Annotated in this window: 15 protein-coding genes; 3 read left to right on the top strand and 12 right to left on the bottom strand. The window is 40.1% G+C overall.

Annotated elements, in window-relative coordinates; translation table 11 throughout:
• Window positions 1-53: 53 nt before the first annotated feature.
• The 8 genes from EL121_RS04635 to EL121_RS04600 form a co-directional block, all read right to left on the bottom strand.
• Window positions 54-3,503, bottom strand: coding sequence for an autotransporter domain-containing protein (locus tag EL121_RS04635; RefSeq protein WP_039198074.1), 3,450 nt, complete (start codon window positions 3,501-3,503; stop codon window positions 54-56).
• A 251-nt stretch (window positions 3,504-3,754) separates the two neighbouring features.
• Entirely contained in the window at window positions 3,755-4,783 is a 1,029-nt protein-coding gene (trpS, locus tag EL121_RS04630) for a tryptophan--tRNA ligase (RefSeq protein WP_039198072.1), read from the bottom strand.
• A gap of 139 nt (window positions 4,784-4,922) precedes the next feature.
• Window positions 4,923-5,588, bottom strand: coding sequence for a phosphoglycolate phosphatase (locus EL121_RS04625; protein ID WP_039198070.1), 666 nt, complete (start codon window positions 5,586-5,588; stop codon window positions 4,923-4,925).
• A 173-nt stretch (window positions 5,589-5,761) separates the two neighbouring features.
• Complete coding sequence (locus EL121_RS04620; protein ID WP_039198069.1) at window positions 5,762-5,983, bottom strand: hypothetical protein; 222 nt, start codon at window positions 5,981-5,983, stop codon at window positions 5,762-5,764.
• A gap of 159 nt (window positions 5,984-6,142) precedes the next feature.
• Window positions 6,143-6,937 (bottom strand): prolipoprotein diacylglyceryl transferase, encoded by a 795-nt coding sequence (lgt, locus tag EL121_RS04615; protein ID WP_039198067.1) that lies wholly within the window; start codon window positions 6,935-6,937, stop codon window positions 6,143-6,145.
• 55 nt (window positions 6,938-6,992) lie between these two features.
• Complete coding sequence (locus tag EL121_RS04610) at window positions 6,993-7,781, bottom strand: sulfite exporter TauE/SafE family protein (RefSeq protein WP_039198065.1); 789 nt, start codon at window positions 7,779-7,781, stop codon at window positions 6,993-6,995.
• The gene (gene rppH / locus EL121_RS04605) at window positions 7,781-8,398 is read right to left on the bottom strand and encodes an RNA pyrophosphohydrolase (RefSeq protein ID WP_039198064.1); all 618 of its coding nucleotides are present in this window, start codon (window positions 8,396-8,398) and stop codon (window positions 7,781-7,783) included. Before rppH ends, EL121_RS04610 begins: the two co-directional genes overlap by 1 nt.
• Before the next feature lie 535 nt (window positions 8,399-8,933).
• Window positions 8,934-9,686: a M48 family metallopeptidase gene (locus tag EL121_RS04600; RefSeq protein ID WP_039198062.1), complete on the bottom strand. Its 753-nt coding sequence runs from the start codon at window positions 9,684-9,686 to the stop codon at window positions 8,934-8,936.
• A 166-nt stretch (window positions 9,687-9,852) separates the two neighbouring features.
• Here EL121_RS04600 and EL121_RS04595 point away from each other — a divergent pair, with 166 nt between their 5' ends.
• Window positions 9,853-10,563 (top strand): tRNA1(Val) (adenine(37)-N6)-methyltransferase, encoded by a 711-nt coding sequence (locus tag EL121_RS04595; protein WP_039198060.1) that lies wholly within the window; start codon window positions 9,853-9,855, stop codon window positions 10,561-10,563.
• Window positions 10,564-10,609: 46 nt separating this feature from the next.
• Here the strand turns inward: EL121_RS04595 and rraA are convergent, their stop codons facing one another.
• Window positions 10,610-11,107, bottom strand: coding sequence for a ribonuclease E activity regulator RraA (gene rraA / locus EL121_RS04590; protein ID WP_039198058.1), 498 nt, complete (start codon window positions 11,105-11,107; stop codon window positions 10,610-10,612).
• A 218-nt stretch (window positions 11,108-11,325) separates the two neighbouring features.
• Between rraA and EL121_RS04585 the strand changes: the two genes are divergently transcribed.
• Together EL121_RS04585 and EL121_RS04580 are read left to right on the top strand one after the other, a co-directional pair.
• Entirely contained in the window at window positions 11,326-12,120 is a 795-nt protein-coding gene (locus EL121_RS04585; protein WP_039198055.1) for a formate/nitrite transporter family protein, read from the top strand.
• A gap of 169 nt (window positions 12,121-12,289) precedes the next feature.
• Complete coding sequence (locus tag EL121_RS04580) at window positions 12,290-13,114, top strand: alpha/beta hydrolase (protein WP_014992276.1); 825 nt, start codon at window positions 12,290-12,292, stop codon at window positions 13,112-13,114.
• 81 nt (window positions 13,115-13,195) lie between these two features.
• On the opposite strand, the gene EL121_RS04575 is transcribed toward EL121_RS04580, so the two are convergent.
• The 3 genes from EL121_RS04575 to EL121_RS04565 form a co-directional block, all read right to left on the bottom strand.
• A complete protein-coding gene (locus tag EL121_RS04575; RefSeq protein ID WP_039198053.1) occupies window positions 13,196-13,948 on the bottom strand; it encodes an esterase family protein in 753 nt (250 codons plus the stop codon).
• 11 nt (window positions 13,949-13,959) lie between these two features.
• Window positions 13,960-15,138, bottom strand: coding sequence for an ATP-grasp domain-containing protein (locus EL121_RS04570; protein WP_039198050.1), 1,179 nt, complete (start codon window positions 15,136-15,138; stop codon window positions 13,960-13,962).
• Window positions 15,139-15,391: 253 nt separating this feature from the next.
• On the bottom strand, window positions 15,392-16,303 hold the full coding sequence (locus EL121_RS04565) for a mechanosensitive ion channel family protein (RefSeq protein ID WP_039198049.1): 912 nt from the start codon (window positions 16,301-16,303) through the stop codon (window positions 15,392-15,394).
• Window positions 16,304-16,437 lie beyond the last annotated feature (134 nt).

The raw sequence follows: 16,437 nt of genomic DNA, 5'->3' as shown, positions 1-16,437 counted from the left end.
AAATATGAGCGCTACGTCTAGCGCTCATAGTGTTCTTATCAGTAAATACTGGCTTAGAAAGTTACTCTCACACCAGCAGTCACAACATTGTTATGACCTTTACTTTTCGTAAGTTTTAAATCGTAGTTAACATATAACGAGGTGTTTTTGTTCACTTCGGTTAATGCACCTACACCAACCCACGTTTTGCTTTTCGCAAGACCGATACCTTTCACATCGAATTTCGCATCTTGTAAACCGGTATAGCTTGCTTTAAAGCTAAGATCTTCATCATTAAACGCTTTTTGGTGATTTACATAACCTTGAAGGGTTGTTTTCATCCCTGCAACGTTTACATCTAATGACGTACGTAAACCAACAAGTCCGCTAGTTTGTTTATAGGTTGCTTTATCTGCAGTTAAACCGAATTGACTGTTTTCCTCACTAAATGCGCCACGTCTGACAACATCGTGATTTAAACCGACAAACGGTGTAAATGCAAGATTACCCATTTTGAAGTCATAGCCTGACTCTACATAAGCAGAAAGCACTTTATCACGGTGGTTAATTTTTGCTGTACTCACGTTATTATCCGCCAAAATAATATTACGTTCGACATCTGAATCAACACTGCCGTAACCTACACGACCTTGTACATACCAAGGTGTTTTGTGCTTGTTACCTACACGAGCATATAAAGACGCACCAATTCCATCCGCTTTTGAGCTACCACCGTAACGGTTGAAGCTTACATCCGCTTTTGAGTAATTAAGCGCAGCACCTAAAATAACATCGTCAGTGAATTGTTTATCAAAACCTAGTTGGCCTGCATAGGTATTTGTTTTACCTTCACCGAATCCTGCTTCTTTTAAGGTACCGTTTCCGTAAATACCGGTTACCCACACACCTGCGGTGTTACCGATATTATCTAATGCACCAAGCATCACTAAACGGTTAGATAAGTCTTTGTTTACTGTTTCTGCATTTTCAAAAGTAAGCGCCTGCGCTGACGCATAAATTTGACCAGATAAGCTATCTAAGACTACGCTTTGCGTATTAGCATTTGCAATGCTATTTTGTAAAACAGCCGCTTGTTGTGCAAAAGAGTCATTCGTTGCAGTTGTTGTGCCTTTATTTTCCTCAATTTGTGAATCTAAAGTAGTGAAACTGTTTTCTAACGCCATAGCAACATTTTCCCACATTGCTTCGCCAGAGGTTGTTTTGTTCACATAATCTGCAACATTTTTACGGCTAACTGTTGCACTGATCTCATTCTCACTGGTTTTAACTGCCGTCGCATTTAATAAGCCAGAAGTTTCAATCGCACTAAAGTTGCCTTTAATTGCAGTATCAGAGGTAATTGCAGAAGTAGTTACACCTTTCGCTGTAACATATTGTGCTTTACCATCTTTTTCTGCGGTTAGTGCTAAAGTTGAATTATTTAAATCTACTTCACCTTTCACATTTAAGTTAGAACCTAAATCTGACACTAACGTACTTTGCGCTGAAGCGATGTAGTTATTGTTGATGGTTGAATAACCTTGGTTAACAAACGTACCTTCGTTATTTACGCCATTTTCTAACGTTGTACTGTTTGCAACTAAAGTACCACGATTACCTACATTGACTTTTGACGCATATTTCTTACCGTTAATGGTGATAGCACCTTCGTTTAAGGTTGTTACACCTTCAAAAGTACTTGCACCTGATAAGACAAGTTCACCCTTACCATTTTTAACTAAGCCGGCGTTACCGTCAATATCATTCGAGAACTCATAACGTCCATTTGGGATATTAACAGTCACGTTATCTGCAAATGCTAGGCCTTTGTCAAAACGTGCAGGACCCTTGGTAGCTTTTTCAACATTGAGTAAACCCCAACCATATACATCATCTACACCACGCGCACCGATATCGGTTGCTGTGGTTAAGATAGATTGTTTGATTAAGTTACCATCCATCCAAGGGTATTTTTGTTTCACTAATGCTGCAGTACCAGTTACGGCCGGCGCAGCAAATGATGAACCACTTGATACTACGTTGCTACCTCTTAAGTTGAAAACGTAGTCGCCCATTGCTGAAACGGTCCAATTTTTCGCCACACCCGCTTGAGAGTATGGTAATAAATTGCTCCATTCAAAATTACCTAAACTGTTAGAGCTTCTTGTCGCTAACGCAACAACAGAAATCCAACCCTTCTCCAATTCCGGCATATAGTGAGGTAAACCTGCTTGAACGCTCGGATCTTTATCACCACGGTTATTACCCGCAGCCCAAATAAATAAACCGCCGTCTTTTACTTTATTTTTATAGACATTCAAGATGCTACTATCGAATTGGCGTTCGTAATAGTACATAGAACGACTATCATTGTTAAAGTAAGTTAATGGTTTTGGAATACCATATGACTGATTGAAGATTCTCGCACCTCTATTCCATAAATCGTTATAAAATGAAGCGCTAGCCAATAAACCTGAACCATTGGCGGTGGTTCGAGTAATATCCGCTAAAAGTAGTTTAGCTTTCGGTGCTACACCGTTGTTTGATGTACCACCACCCACCATTTCTGCCACCATAATACCGTGAGTTGCCGATGAAGGCGCAGAACGGCCTGTTTCAATGATTTCAGCACGATGACCGAATTTTTTCTCGATATCGTTTGCCATCAGATAGTTTTTAAAGCCGCTATCTAAAATACCAACGATTACACCACTACCATCCAAGGTAACATTGGCCTTGTTATTTGGATCGTGTAAGTTATAACCGCGTGAACGGTCATTCCATTGTTCGCCTCGAGTAGGCACATCAGATGCAACAATTGGAGAGCGTGTTGCGATAGGCTTACTTGGACGAATAATGATAGGACCTGTATCAGAGATAGGTGGTTCAGGTTCACGAACCGGCTTAGTATCTACGATAGGTTGCGTTGGCGTATCAACAACCGGTTTCGTATCTACGATAGGCTGGCTTGGGTTTTCAACCGGATTACGAACAACCGGTCGAGTAGGCGTCTCAACAGGTTTCTTGTCCACTACAGGTTGAACTGGAGGCTCAACAGGCTTTTTGTCGATAACTGGTCGAGTTGGTGTCTCAACCGGTTTTTTGTCAACTACCGGTTGAGTTGGCGTTACAACCGGTTTGGTATCTACGACAGGCCTTGTTGGCGGTGTTGTCGGTTTATTTACAACAGTTGGTTTACCATCTGAGATAATAACTCGAACAGTGGTTCTACCATTTACTGTTGTATAAATTTTGGTAACGATGACACCATTTATTTTGGTCGTTACCGTTCGGGTAATAGTACCCCGATAGCGAGCTGGATTAAACCAAGACGAATAATAATTCCGATTGTTATTATTCGTATAATATCCTGAATACATTGACGAATATTTATTATAGCTATTCGCCGCATTCGGATAATATCTCGCAGTGGTCGCAAGCTCGCTGGCTAGCTTACTTGCATCTGCCTCGGTTGATAAGGCTAACATTGTTGCCATCGCAACAACTAAGCTCTTGCTTTTCATGTTTTAGTTTCCTTCTAATACATTTGAAAATATCCCCCCATCTAAAATTAAATATTTATTACGGATCCTTTTAATAAATATTTAAAAAATAAGGGGGCTAGGATTAAAACAAAAAGGAAGAGTAAAATCAATATAATCTGATCATTATTATGAATATGATTAAATTTGATAAATAAAAATAATCACATTTTGAGCAAATAAAAAGGCTAAATTGTTTCCAATTTAGCCTTAAATATATATTAAACGCTTTTTTATTGTACGAATCCGACTAATTTATACACTTCTTCAAGTGTTTTTCTTGCTCGTACTCTAGCTTTTTCCGCCCCTTCTCGGAAGATTTTTTCGAGTAACGCTTCATCTTGACGGAAGTGGTTATAACGCTCTTGAAGATCCGTTAGAAGTGCCGAAACTTGTTCCGCTACTTCGGTTTTTAAATGACCATACATTTTACCTTCAAATTCCGCTTCTAATTCCGCAATGGTTTTACCACTTACCGCAGAAAGAATATCTAATAAGTTTGATACGCCGGCTTTATTTTCACGGTCATAACGTACCACAGGCGGCTCATCGCCATCGGTCATCGCACGTTTGATTTTCTTCGCAACCGCTTTCGGGTCTTCTAATAAACCGATGACATTATTACGGTTGTCATCTGATTTCGACATTTTTTTGGTTGGTTCAAGCAATGACATCACTCGCGCGCCGGCTTTCGCAATAAACACTTCCGGTACTTGGAAAACCGGCTCAACTACATTACCTTCCGCATCTTTTTTGCCATATAGCGCATTAAAACGGTTGGCGATATCACGAGTAATTTCTAAGTGTTGTTTTTGGTCATCACCAACCGGCACTTGATTTGCTTGATAAAGTAAAATATCCGCTGCCATTAATACAGGGTAAGTAAATAAGCCCACGTTTACGTTTTCTTCATAACGTGCCGATTTATCTTTAAATTGGGTCATACGGCTCATTTCACCGAAATAAGTGTAGCAATTTAATACCCACGCTAATTGAGTATGTTCTGGTACGTGCGATTGAATGAAAATCGTGCTTTTATTCGGATCGATACCACAAGCTAAATAAAGGGCTAATACGTCTAAAGATGCTTTACGTAACGCTGCCGGATCTTGGCGTACGGTAATGGCGTGTAAATCAACAATACAGAAAAGGCAATCGTAATCGTCTTGCATTTTCACCCAGTTACGCAATGCGCCTAAATAGTTCCCGATCGTCAATTCGCCCGATGGCTGCACACCACTAAATACAATAGGTTTGGTCATTTTTTATAATCTCTTGTTAAATTAGAAACGAATGGACTTATCTTAGCCTTTATTGCCATTCGATAAAAGCACAAGCGGTCAAATTCCATAAATTTTTTGCAAAAGGATTAGGAAATTTGACCGCTTGTTATGAGCAGAATTAGCTGACAAACTTTAAGACATCGGCAAATTCACCGGTAACGAAGGTTGGGTTTGATTGCTCGATTGGTACGTTGTAGTTATAGCCGTAAGTTAAGCCGACCACATCACAACCGGCGGCTTTGGCGGCAATCACGTCATTTTCCGAATCGCCGACAAATAACATTTCACTTGGCTGAATCGCAAATTTTTCACAGATATACAACATCGGATCCGGATGCGGTTTGATTTTCGGTAACGATTGTCCGCCTAAATATTCGCTGAATAATTCAAAAATCCCGAATGCGCTTAATACCGGCTCAACTAATTTGGTTGGTTTATTTGTGATGACCACAAGCGTATAACCTTGTGCTTTTAAGGTTTCTAATGTCTGTTTTACATTTGGATAAAGTACACTTTCTTCACAAATATAAGTCGCATAATATTTATCGAAACTGGTGCGTAGCTGCACTAATTTTTGTGCTTCAAACACTTGTCCTGTATAAGCAATCGCATTTTGAAAGAAAATATCCGCACCTTTACCAATCCAAGTTAATACTTTTTCTTGAGTGGTAGTCGGCAGACCATGTTCGGCAAACATCGAATTAACCACCAAAGTTAAATCCGGTAGGGTATTTACTAATGTACCGTCAAGATCGAAACCAATTACTTTATATTTTGTAGTCATAACTTTTTCCTTATCTAAATTCAGTTGAAGCTAATTTTAGCAAATAAAAAAGCCGTAACAATCAGAGGTTACGGCTTTTTGGCTATTTTGAATGTTTTACAGCATAATTTGCAAAAATTAATGCGGCAAGGGATAGTATGGCAAGAATAGCCAATCCTAATGTTAAACCCATTTTATTTCTCCTTAAACGCACGACGAAAAATTCTTCCGATAGTTAAACAAGCGTAGGCGATAATACATAAAAATAAAATATTTAGACTACGGAATTCCAATGATTCTTTGCTATATAAGATTACCGGCAACGCCAATAATGCGACTTTCGCAATATCATCACACATTTTTCCCCAAGATTCAAACGACTCTCTTTCGACCGGTTGTTGAAATAGATTCCACATATCAGCTCCTTTTTTTGAAGCATAGCCTACAAAATCTCACGGTAGATTCAATCTCAATTTTGTGTGTTTTCGATCACGATCGCAAAATTTAGGCGATAAAAAAGCGGTTGAATTTCATTAGAAATTTGCAAAATTTCCACCAAATTCAACCGCTTGTCATTATGCTTTTTTACGAGAATATGCCCAGATTATTATCGCTAGTCCGCCGATAATCATTGGTAATGATAATAACTGTCCTCGCGTAATCAAATCATCTACCGTGTTTACGTTCGGGTCGATATCACGCACATATTCGACTAAGAAGCGGAACACACCGTAACCGATTAAGAACAGTCCTGCCACCGAACCTGCCGGACGAGCTTTTTTGATAAACCCATTGAGAATAAAGAACAATACCACGCCTTCTAAGAAAAACTCATAGAGCTGCGAAGGATGACGAGGTAAATAACCGCCGCTTGGGAATAATACCGCCCAAGGCACATCGGTGACACGTCCCCAAAGTTCATCATTGATAAAGTTACCGATACGTCCCATACCAAGCCCGAACGGAATCAGTGGCGCAATAAAATCTGATGTTTGCCAGAAGCTGCGTTTTTGGCGGAACGAAACCCAAATCATTGCAACAATCACACCGATTAAACCACCGTGGAATGACATACCGCCTTCCCAAATACGGAATAAGAACATTGGGTCCTGTAACAAGCGGTCGAAATTATAGAAAAACACATCACCGATACGCCCACCTAATACCACGCCCCAGAAGCAGGTATAAATAAGCTGATCAACTTGTTCGGTTGTCCAAACGCCGTTGGAATTTTTTGCACGGCGCATACCTAGCCAATAAGCGAAACCGAAACCGATTAAATACATCAAACCGTACCAACGTAGGGAGATTGGACCAAGGCTAAAAATAATCGGATCAATTTGTGGAAATTGAATAAATTGTTCGTTCATATTGTTCCTTTAAAAAAATTCCCCTCTGAGGTAGAGGGGAGTAAGTAAAATCGAGCTATTTTAAAAACATATTAACCGCAATCGCAACTAACATCACCGCAAAGGCTTTTTTCAAGATTGCGACTGGTAACACATTTGCCGCATTCGCTCCCAGTTTAGAAGTAAAATAAGAGGTTAATGTAATGCCGAATAATGCTGGTAGATAAACATACCCAAGCGAATAATCCGGCATTTCAATATTCCAACCGCTTACAATAAAACTAATCGTACCGGACAAACCTAAAAATGCGCCGCAGAATGATGAAGTACCGATAGCCCGTTTCATTTCAAAACCACGGCTATTTAGAAATGGTACGATAAATGCACCGCCGGCAATCCCCGCCATACTTGATAACATACCAATCACACCACCAGCTATGATAGTAGATTGAGTGGTAAGCGGTTTAATTTGAGGTGTTTTTTTCAAAGAAAACAACATTCTTGCCGCTAAATACAACACCATGATTGCAAATATTTTCGACATTAATTTGGCATCTAAATTACTGATGACCAAGCCTGCAAGAAACACGGAAGTCATTAAAGCAGGAATGAAATACTTGCTGACTTGTATATCTACATTACCCAATTTGTGATGACGTTGTGCCGAGGAAAATGCGGTAATTACAATGGTTGAAAATGAGGTGCCTAGCGCGGCAGACATCAAGTTTTCCGGCGTTACGCCCGCCATCGGCAATAAGTAAACTAAGCTTGGCACGATAATTAAACCGCCGCCAATACCGAATAAACCGGCTAAAAAGCCGACGATTGTACCTAATGCAAGACAACTCAAAAATACTTCTATCATTACGATTTTCCTTTCTGTTGCTGATTATTCCACGCACGGCTAGGTTTGCGAAATTCGCGTTTTTGATAGTCACGTTTTTGAACATCTCGTTTTTCCGTACGTTCTATACGTGGTTTTTCAACTGTTTCTACTTTTTTCGATTCATTTAATAACACACCGGCAAATTCTTTCATCACTTTGCGATACACATCTCGCTTAAACGAAACCACCTGACGCACCGGATACCAAAAGCTCACCCAACGCCAACCGTCAAACTCTGGACTTTTGGTTGTTTTTAAATCAATCGAATTTTCATCACTGAGAAGTTGTAGCAAAAACCAACGTTGTTTTTGCCCGATACACACCGGCTGAGAGCCATCACTACGCACTAAGCGTTTGGGTAATTTATATTTCAGCCAATATTTAGACGCCCATAATAATCGTACATCTTTTTTGGTTAAGCCGACTTCTTCATAGAGCTCACGGTACATTGCCGTTTCAATGTTTTCGCCCTCGTTAATTCCGCCTTGCGGAAATTGCCAAGAGTTTTGTCCAAACCGTTTTGCCCACAGAACTTGTCCTGCTTTATTACAAATGACGATACCAACATTTGGGCGGTAGCCATCGAAATCGATCACTTAACCACCTTATTTCTTTTAGGTAATAGAGAAAATAGGTGAGATTGTTTCACACTTTACGCCTTAGAACAACCTTTAAAGCCAATTTTGTAGATAACTCTGTGGATAAGTTGTCAAGCGAATGCGTATTCTAATCGAATAACTTCGTTAACTCCTTGTTTTTATTTACTGGATAATGCAGGTTTATTTTAGATCAATATGCGATCTTTTTTAGTAGATAGATCAGCGGTTTTAGAGAATAATTCAGCAAGTATATGGATAACCTTCCAGATTATGCAACCAGTGTGGGGTTTTATTCACATTGGTGGACTATTTATCCCCATCATCTGTGGATAAAAGTGTGATAGATCGGAATAATGATCGTGAATAACTTTAAACAGCAGAGGTAAATAGATAAATTATATAATAAAAACAATGGGTTATGCGGTTATGCACATGTGTTAAAAAGAGAAGAAATTTATTGATTGTTTTTTGAGCAAAAAGAAAAGCAGATCGTGTTTAATGATCTGCTTTTAGTGATATGGAGTATAACGAACTAGTTTTTGCTGGTTTTATATACTTTCATCGCTTCCGGAAGAAGACGTTCAAGGTTTGCTTGACGTTCTTCATTAGATGGGTGAGTTGAGAAGATAGAAATGCCTGAATTACCAGCCGCTTTACTCATTTTTACCCATACATTTGGTGCAGCGGAAGGGTTATAACCTGCACGTGCCATTAGCATTAAACCGATTTCATCCGCTTCAGTTTCTTGGCTGCGAGAGAAAGGTTTATTCACGATTAAATCCGTACCTGTACTGACTAAACCACCGGTGTCTGCCCCAATTGCAACAGACACTGCTGCATCGGCTACCGCACCTAAAATACCGGTCGTCATTTCGACGTTATAAGCTGATTTACTATGTTCTTGCAATGCGTGTGCCATTTCGTGTCCCATAACGGTTGCAATTTCATCATCCGTCATATTTAGGCGCTCAACAAGCCCGGTGTAAAAGCCCATTTTTCCACCTGCCATTGCCCATGCGTTTAACTCTTTTGAACGGAATACGGTAATTTCCCAATTGAACGGTACACCCGTTGTATTGGCTTGCTCGGCATGAGGTTTCATGCGATTGAATATGGTTTGTACACGTTTTGCGGTCGTAGAAGTTCTATCGATTGCTTGCGCATTCTGTTGCTTCATTTGCATATAGCCTTGTTCTGCTTTGCTATTCATTTGGTGGGTGTTCACACAAGCGGCAATCGTTGCCAGTACAAATGCGGAAAAACCGAGTTGCTTCACTAATTTCATCTTCATTCCTTACTGATTTGTATTTTTGTGATGCTTAAAGAAACCAAATATTTGGCATTGATAATGAATAAAAATTCAATACTTATTCTAGTTCTGATCAGTTGTAGAAGCAAACAAACAATGCGATTATAGTGGATATTTTATTTTTGGATGAAGACGGCACAAGATGAGTAAATCGCAAGGTTTTCAATTTAAGCAGTTTTTTATCGCACATGATAAATGTGCAATGAAAGTGAATACGGACGGGATCTTATTAGGTGCAAGCGCAGATGTGGCGGGGGTTGATCAGATCTTAGATCTCGGTACCGGCACCGGTTTAGTGGCGGTGATGTTAGCGCAGCGAACGGTTGAAACAACGCAAATTACAGCGCTTGAATTAGATTTGAACGCTTATCAACAAGCGGTCGAAAATTGCCAAAATTCTGCATTTTCTGACCGCTTACAAGTCTATCAAGGTGATGTATTGCAGCATCATTTTGCTAAGAAATTCGATTTGATTGTTTCTAATCCGCCCTATTTCGCTGATAGTTTGGCTTCACGATCGCATGCCCGAGATTTAGCACGAGCTGCGACACAAAGTCATTTGGCTTGGTTGTTACAAGCAAAACAATGGTTATCGGAACAAGGTGAAATTACTTTTATTTTACCTTTTGATGCAGCAGAAAAATTGCGAGTACAGAGCCAAACAAGTGGTCTGTTTTGCACAAAAATTTGCAAAATTATCACTAAGCAAGGGCAACAGCCTAAGCGGATGATCGTGAGTTTTTCGCTCAGAAATGTGCCGCTTAAAGCGCAAGAATTGGTGATTTATAATTCGGATAATCAATATACCGAAGCGTTTAAACAGCTGACTAAGGCGTTTTATCTCAATATGTAATCAACAAAAAAACCGACCAATTGGTCGGTTTCTGCGTTACGCTATTTTATTCTTCTAATTCGGCGAGATCTAAAAGTTCCGGTGAGAGGATGATACCGGTGAGATCTGCATAAACATAATCTTCCGGGAAGAATGTCACGCCGCCGAAGTTAACCGGTGTATCGACTTCGCCAATGTTCGTGTCATCGGCACCAACAGGAATCGGTGCTAACGCGTGAATACCGATGTCTAAAGTTTCCAACACATCAAGTTGACGCACCGCACCGTACACAATAATGCCTTCCCAACCGTTATCGACTGCTAACTGAGCTAATTCCGCATCAATCAACGCACGGCGAACCGCTCCGCCACCATCTACGAGCAGCACACGACCGTTACCTTCTTCTTCCAGCACTTCTGCAATTAACCCGTTGTTTTCAAAGCATTTTACTGTGGTGATCTTGCCATAAAAAGACGATGCGCCACCGAAGCTTGAGAAAATAGGTTCTACGACATCAACTTGATCAGAATAAATATCACAAAGTGCCGAGGTATCAATACGCATGAGATGCTCCTGTTTCTAAAAGTATATATCGCTTTGGAGTATACCCCCAGATAGTGAATTTACAAAATTTTTGGTGATTTCGACCGCTTATTTTGCGAGATAGCTCACATTTTTAAACATATAACTAAAATGCGTGATATATAACCTCAGATTCTTTCTCTAAAGCTGAGCGCTCTGTTACATTTTTGCCATTCTTTAATTAACATTTAATTTACATTATGCACAACAGAGACCTTTACCCACACGAAATCCTACAAGATGTTATCGACAAAAGTTTTGCCAAATCACAAAGTAGTTTAAAGATGCTTGCCATTTTGAGTTTTCTTGGTGGCGGTTATGTGAGTTTCGGCTATATAGCTTATTTAAAAGTGGTCAGCGGTATTCCGCCGGAGTGGGGCGGACTTGCTAACTTATTGGGGGCAGCGGTTTTCCCGATTTGCTTAATTTGTATTTTGATTGGTGGCGGTGAGCTGGCGACCGGTAATATGATGCTGATGGCATTAGGTAAATTCAGTAAAAAAGTCAGCTTACCGAAATTAGTCCGCAACTGGGTGATTGTTAGTTTAGGTAACTTAGTCGGTGCGGTAACTATGGCATTTTTCTTAGGGCATTATGTCGGCTTGGCGGAAGGTGTTTCGGCAGCGAAAACCATTGCGATTGCGGAAGCAAAAGTGCATATGGACTTCGGTCGCGCATTTATCTCGGCAATTGCTTGTAACTGGATGGTTTGTATGGGCATTTGGTTCTACTTTGGCGCAAAACAAACCTCAGGGCGAATTTTAGCGATGTGGTTCCCAGTGATGACCTTCGTATTAATCGGTTTACAACATTTTGTAGCGAATATGTTTATTATTCCGGCGGGCATTTGGGCAGGCGCTGATGTAACTTGGGGGCAATTCTTCTTTAATATGATTCCGGTGTTCTTAGGTAATGTGACCGGCGGTGCGGCATTCGTTGGTGCGTCTTATCTGTTTGCCTATAAGCATTTACTGAAAGACGACTACTCAATCTAAGCTAATTTCAAGCGGTTATTTTTCTGCAAAATTTTGCCAAAAAATGACCGCTTGTTTCTTTTCTAAAAAGCCCTTCCGAATCATGCTAAATTTTGTACAAAACCGCTTGTGTTTCAGAAACAAAAAACGCTACGATCTTGTTTAAAAATCATTGAAGTTGGGATATCAAATGAGCTTAGATAAATACTATCTGAAAATGGAAGAGCATTTTCTGTATGTGCCTTACTACAATCATCACCGCCGTATTCGTGTGCTATTGCCGAAAGATTATCACAACGAGAATTGGCAAACCTATCCTGTACTTTATATGCATGATGGGCAAAATGTGTTTTATAGTAAAGAATCCTATTCGGGTTATTCGTGGAAAATCATCCCGACTATTAAAAATCACCAAGAATTTCCAAAACTGATTATTGTCGGGATCGATAATGCGACGGTACACCGCTTAGACGAATACGCACCGTGGCGTACCGATGTCGGACATACGCCCGAGGCGCGCAATGCCGGCGGTATGGGTGTGGAATACGGGCAGTGGGTGGTGAATACGGTGAAACCGTTTATTGATTCACACTACCGAACCAAACCGCAACGTGAGCATACGCTATTAGCCGGTAGCTCGATGGGCGGCATTATTACCGCTTATATGGGCGCAGCTTATCCGGATACTTTCGGCCATTTAGGCGTATTTTCTTCTGCGTCTTGGTTTAGCGAATCCGCCTTTTTGGATTTTGTACATCGTCACCCACTGAATAAAGCAAGCAAAGTGTTTATTCAGGTTGGCACGAATGAGGGCGATGATATGGATGCGCAATATATTTCGAATATGAATCAGGCTTATATCAATAGCTCGCTTTATTACTATCAAGCACTACTTCGTACTTTTCATCCAATTGATAATATTCGCTTAAAAATTATGGCAAATGAAACCCACCATGAAGTACATTGGGCAAATCATTTTGTAGAATTTTTAAGCTTTTCGTTAATGGGAAAATAGACGAGCAAAGAAAGCAAACAAGCGGTTAAATTTTACAATTTTTTTGCAGAATTTAACCGCTTGTATTTTGGGAAGGAGTGTTTAGATAATATTTTGCTCTGCCAATTTGCCTAAGAAATACGGCATCATTTTACGCCATGACGGCCAGTCGTGTTCTACGTCATGTCCCCAATAATCGAACCAAGCCGGAATGTTTTTCGCATTGAACGCTTCTTGTAAACGGCGGGTATCTTCCACGTGTTGTTCTTCCCAAGCACCCTGTCCGACCGCAATAATAAAATGATTTTGGCGGTAACGATTTAAGAACCACTCGTCATTTTGTCCCCAAAGCGAATCGATAGACGAATTAAAATAGACGGTCGGATCGCCATAGAATTCACCGGTAAAGAAACGGGCATCATAAACACCGCTGAGCGCAATGGTGGTATCAAACAAATCAGGGTGACGAAGTGCAAAATTTACCGAATGGAATGCACCCATACTGCAGCCGGTAGCGATCATCGTACCGTTCCAATTTGCTTCGTGGCGGATTAACGGCACTAATTCGTGGACGATATAACGATCGTAAGCGTTATGTGCCAACGCCATATCGTGGCCGGATTTGTGTAATGCCAACCACGATTCGCTATCGTAGGAATCCGGTGTGTAGAACTTGATTAAACCGTGATCAATAAACGCACGGCAGGCCTCAATCATACCGAAGTTTCCGTATTCGTTTTGATTACCTCCCGAGGAAGGAAAGACGATTACCGGTTTACCGGCATGACCATATACATTAAAGTGCATTTCACGACCTAATTCACCACTCCAATGACTTCTTCTTTCAAAATGCATTGTTAGCTCCTTTACTGTTTTTGTTGTGCAAAACGGACAATTTCACGTAACTGTTCCATGGTTTCGGTGCGGACTAAAATTCCATGCTCACCCATAATTTTGGCAAATACGCCCGGCACGGTTTGTACGCTGATAATATTGTCGGCATATTTATGGCAAACGTCCTCAATAGTATTCACATAATTTTGATTCGCTTTACGTGAGATATAAACGACATTCCACGGGTGGGTAATGTCAGCATAGAATTTGTTTTCCGTCACGATATTGGCGTATTCACGGAACACATCAAAATCATTCGCATAGTTCCACATATCAATGGTTAAACCGCCCGGTGGACGGCAGTTGATTTCAAGTGGTAATAAATCACCGGTTTTTTTCACACGGAAAAATTCAAAGTGGAAGAAACGTTCACGCACTTTAAAGGCTTCAACACAAATTTTGCCTAATTCGACTAATTTCGGTGAGGTTTCGCGTGGTACGTAATAGAACATATCACCGTCTTTTTCCACGGTGTCTAATACCGCTTCGGAGTATTCAAGGCTGGAATAGAACACGATATTACCTTCGTGATCGGTTAAACCGTCAAAGGTCACGATATCGCCGTCAATAAATTCTTCCATAATATATTCAACCTGCGGATTTTGAACGGCGAAGAATTCATTTAACTGCGCTTCGTTACGCACTTTATAAGTGTCCGATGCGCCAACACCCGAGTTCGGTTTAACGATCACTGGGAATTTCAGCTCTTTTGCCAATTGACGAGCGTCCTGCTCATCTTTAAATACACGACCTTTCGCTACGTTTAAACCGGCTTTACGAAAGACTTCTTTCATTTGCGCTTTGGTTTTAATTGTGATCATATCCTCATTTTTATAACCGAACACGTTGAAATCGGTACGTAACTTAGCGTCCAATTCAAGCCAATATTCGTTATGCGATTCAATGCGGTGGATACGTCCGTATTTATGTACAAAGTAACCGACCGCGCGATAAACCTGATCGTAATCTTCCATATTATCCACACGATAATATTCGGTTAAATGCGCTTTTAAATTATCACTGAGCTGTTCATAAGGCGTGTCGGCGATACCTAAAGTATTAATGCCTTTTTCCTTCATTCGGACGGCGAACGTCTCAAAATTGGTCGGAAAGTGTGGTGAGATCATCACGAAGTTGAGTGGTGTTGTCATATGTTGCGTTCCTAAAATAAACAAATTTTTATTAAAAAATATTATATGTGTATAGATTCTAAGCGACTTTAGTGTGTTTGGGTAATGATTTTCACATTTTCTTGATTTGAATAAATAATAATGAGGATGTGAGGCTAGATAAACGGAAGGCAAGCGTAGGATGAGCATCAATTGGGAAGTAATAGAAAATAAAAGCGGTCGGTTTCTTTGCAAAATTTGCCAGAAAACCGACCGCTTGTAAGCTATTTAGCGATTATTTATTTTCAATCGCAAGGCTTTTGTTGTCTGCAAGGTGAAGATTCATCTGATTGTATGGAATCTCGATACCAGCTTTATCAAATTCAAGTTTGACCATTTCGGTAATTCCCCAGTAAGCTGTCCAGTAATCAGCTGTTTTCACCCAAGGGCGAACTACAAGCTGAACACTATTTGCCGATAATGCACCGACTGCTACCACAAATGCCGGATCTTTTAATACTAAAGCGTTATTTTCTAAGAGACGAGATACAATTTCTTTCGCCTCTTTTAAGTTAGATTCGTATGAAATATCAAAGATAAAATCAATACGACGAACATCGTTAGCAGAGTAGTTGACGATACTGTCTGAAAACACTTTGCCGTTTGGAATTAATACGGTTTTGTTGTCACCAGTACGCAATTCCAATACTAATAAGCCCATTTGCTCAACCGTACCGGTCATACCGCCGGTTTCGATTAAATCGCCTTTACGGAACGGTTTGAAGATTAATAACATCACGCCTGCCGCAAAGTTTTGTAATGAGTTTTGCAGTGATAGACCAATGGCTAAACCTGCCGCACCGATTAATGCCACTAATGAACTGGTGTTAATGCCTAATTGTGAAAGTGATGCAATCACTACAATTAATAACAATAAGAAATAGCTGATTGAGCTAACAAAGCTTTGTAACATTTCGTCTTTAGTTGAAGCTAAAGCTGCTTTGCCTAATAACTTACTGATTAAACGAGCGAAGAATTTACCGACAATAAAAATAACAACGGCTAATAATACCTTTGTTCCGTATGGGATAACCCAATCGTTCAATAAAGTTTGCATATCCATAGTGCTTACTTTATCAATCACTTTCGTTGTTTCAGTAACAACATCAATATGTTGTGCTGTTTCAGCGGTTTTTTCTGCTGACATTTGATTTTCCTTTATGTTAGCGTCCTTCAATAAGTTGAAGGACAGAGAAATTGAAGGTGCGCATTTTGCATAAAATGCGTACTAATGACAATCGAAATTATGATTAGTGCAGGCTATTTGTAAAATTTTCGATA

The organism is Actinobacillus equuli, assembly GCF_900636745.1.
Lineage (GTDB): Bacteria > Pseudomonadota > Gammaproteobacteria > Enterobacterales > Pasteurellaceae > Actinobacillus > Actinobacillus equuli.
This window is presented reverse-complemented; position numbering and strand designations above follow the sequence as displayed.

Excerpts from the sequence above, each read along its gene's own strand:
- EL121_RS04635 (WP_039198074.1), bottom strand. The coding sequence starts at position 3,503 with ATGAAAAGCAAGAGCTTAGTTGTTGCGATGGCAACAATGTTAGCCTTA.
- trpS (WP_039198072.1), bottom strand. The coding sequence starts at position 4,783 with ATGACCAAACCTATTGTATTTAGTGGTGTGCAGCCATCGGGCGAATTG.
- EL121_RS04625 (WP_039198070.1), bottom strand. The coding sequence starts at position 5,588 with ATGACTACAAAATATAAAGTAATTGGTTTCGATCTTGACGGTACATTA.
- EL121_RS04620 (WP_039198069.1), bottom strand. The coding sequence starts at position 5,983 with ATGTGGAATCTATTTCAACAACCGGTCGAAAGAGAGTCGTTTGAATCT.
- lgt (WP_039198067.1), bottom strand. The coding sequence starts at position 6,937 with ATGAACGAACAATTTATTCAATTTCCACAAATTGATCCGATTATTTTT.
- EL121_RS04610 (WP_039198065.1), bottom strand. The coding sequence starts at position 7,781 with ATGATAGAAGTATTTTTGAGTTGTCTTGCATTAGGTACAATCGTCGGC.
- EL121_RS04600 (WP_039198062.1), bottom strand. The coding sequence starts at position 9,686 with ATGAAATTAGTGAAGCAACTCGGTTTTTCCGCATTTGTACTGGCAACG.
- EL121_RS04595 (WP_039198060.1), top strand. The coding sequence starts at position 9,853 with ATGAGTAAATCGCAAGGTTTTCAATTTAAGCAGTTTTTTATCGCACAT.
- rraA (WP_039198058.1), bottom strand. The coding sequence starts at position 11,107 with ATGCGTATTGATACCTCGGCACTTTGTGATATTTATTCTGATCAAGTT.
- EL121_RS04585 (WP_039198055.1), top strand. The coding sequence starts at position 11,326 with ATGCACAACAGAGACCTTTACCCACACGAAATCCTACAAGATGTTATC.
- EL121_RS04580 (WP_014992276.1), top strand. The coding sequence starts at position 12,290 with ATGAGCTTAGATAAATACTATCTGAAAATGGAAGAGCATTTTCTGTAT.
- EL121_RS04575 (WP_039198053.1), bottom strand. The coding sequence starts at position 13,948 with ATGCATTTTGAAAGAAGAAGTCATTGGAGTGGTGAATTAGGTCGTGAA.
- EL121_RS04570 (WP_039198050.1), bottom strand. The coding sequence starts at position 15,138 with ATGACAACACCACTCAACTTCGTGATGATCTCACCACACTTTCCGACC.
- EL121_RS04565 (WP_039198049.1), bottom strand. The coding sequence starts at position 16,303 with ATGTCAGCAGAAAAAACCGCTGAAACAGCACAACATATTGATGTTGTT.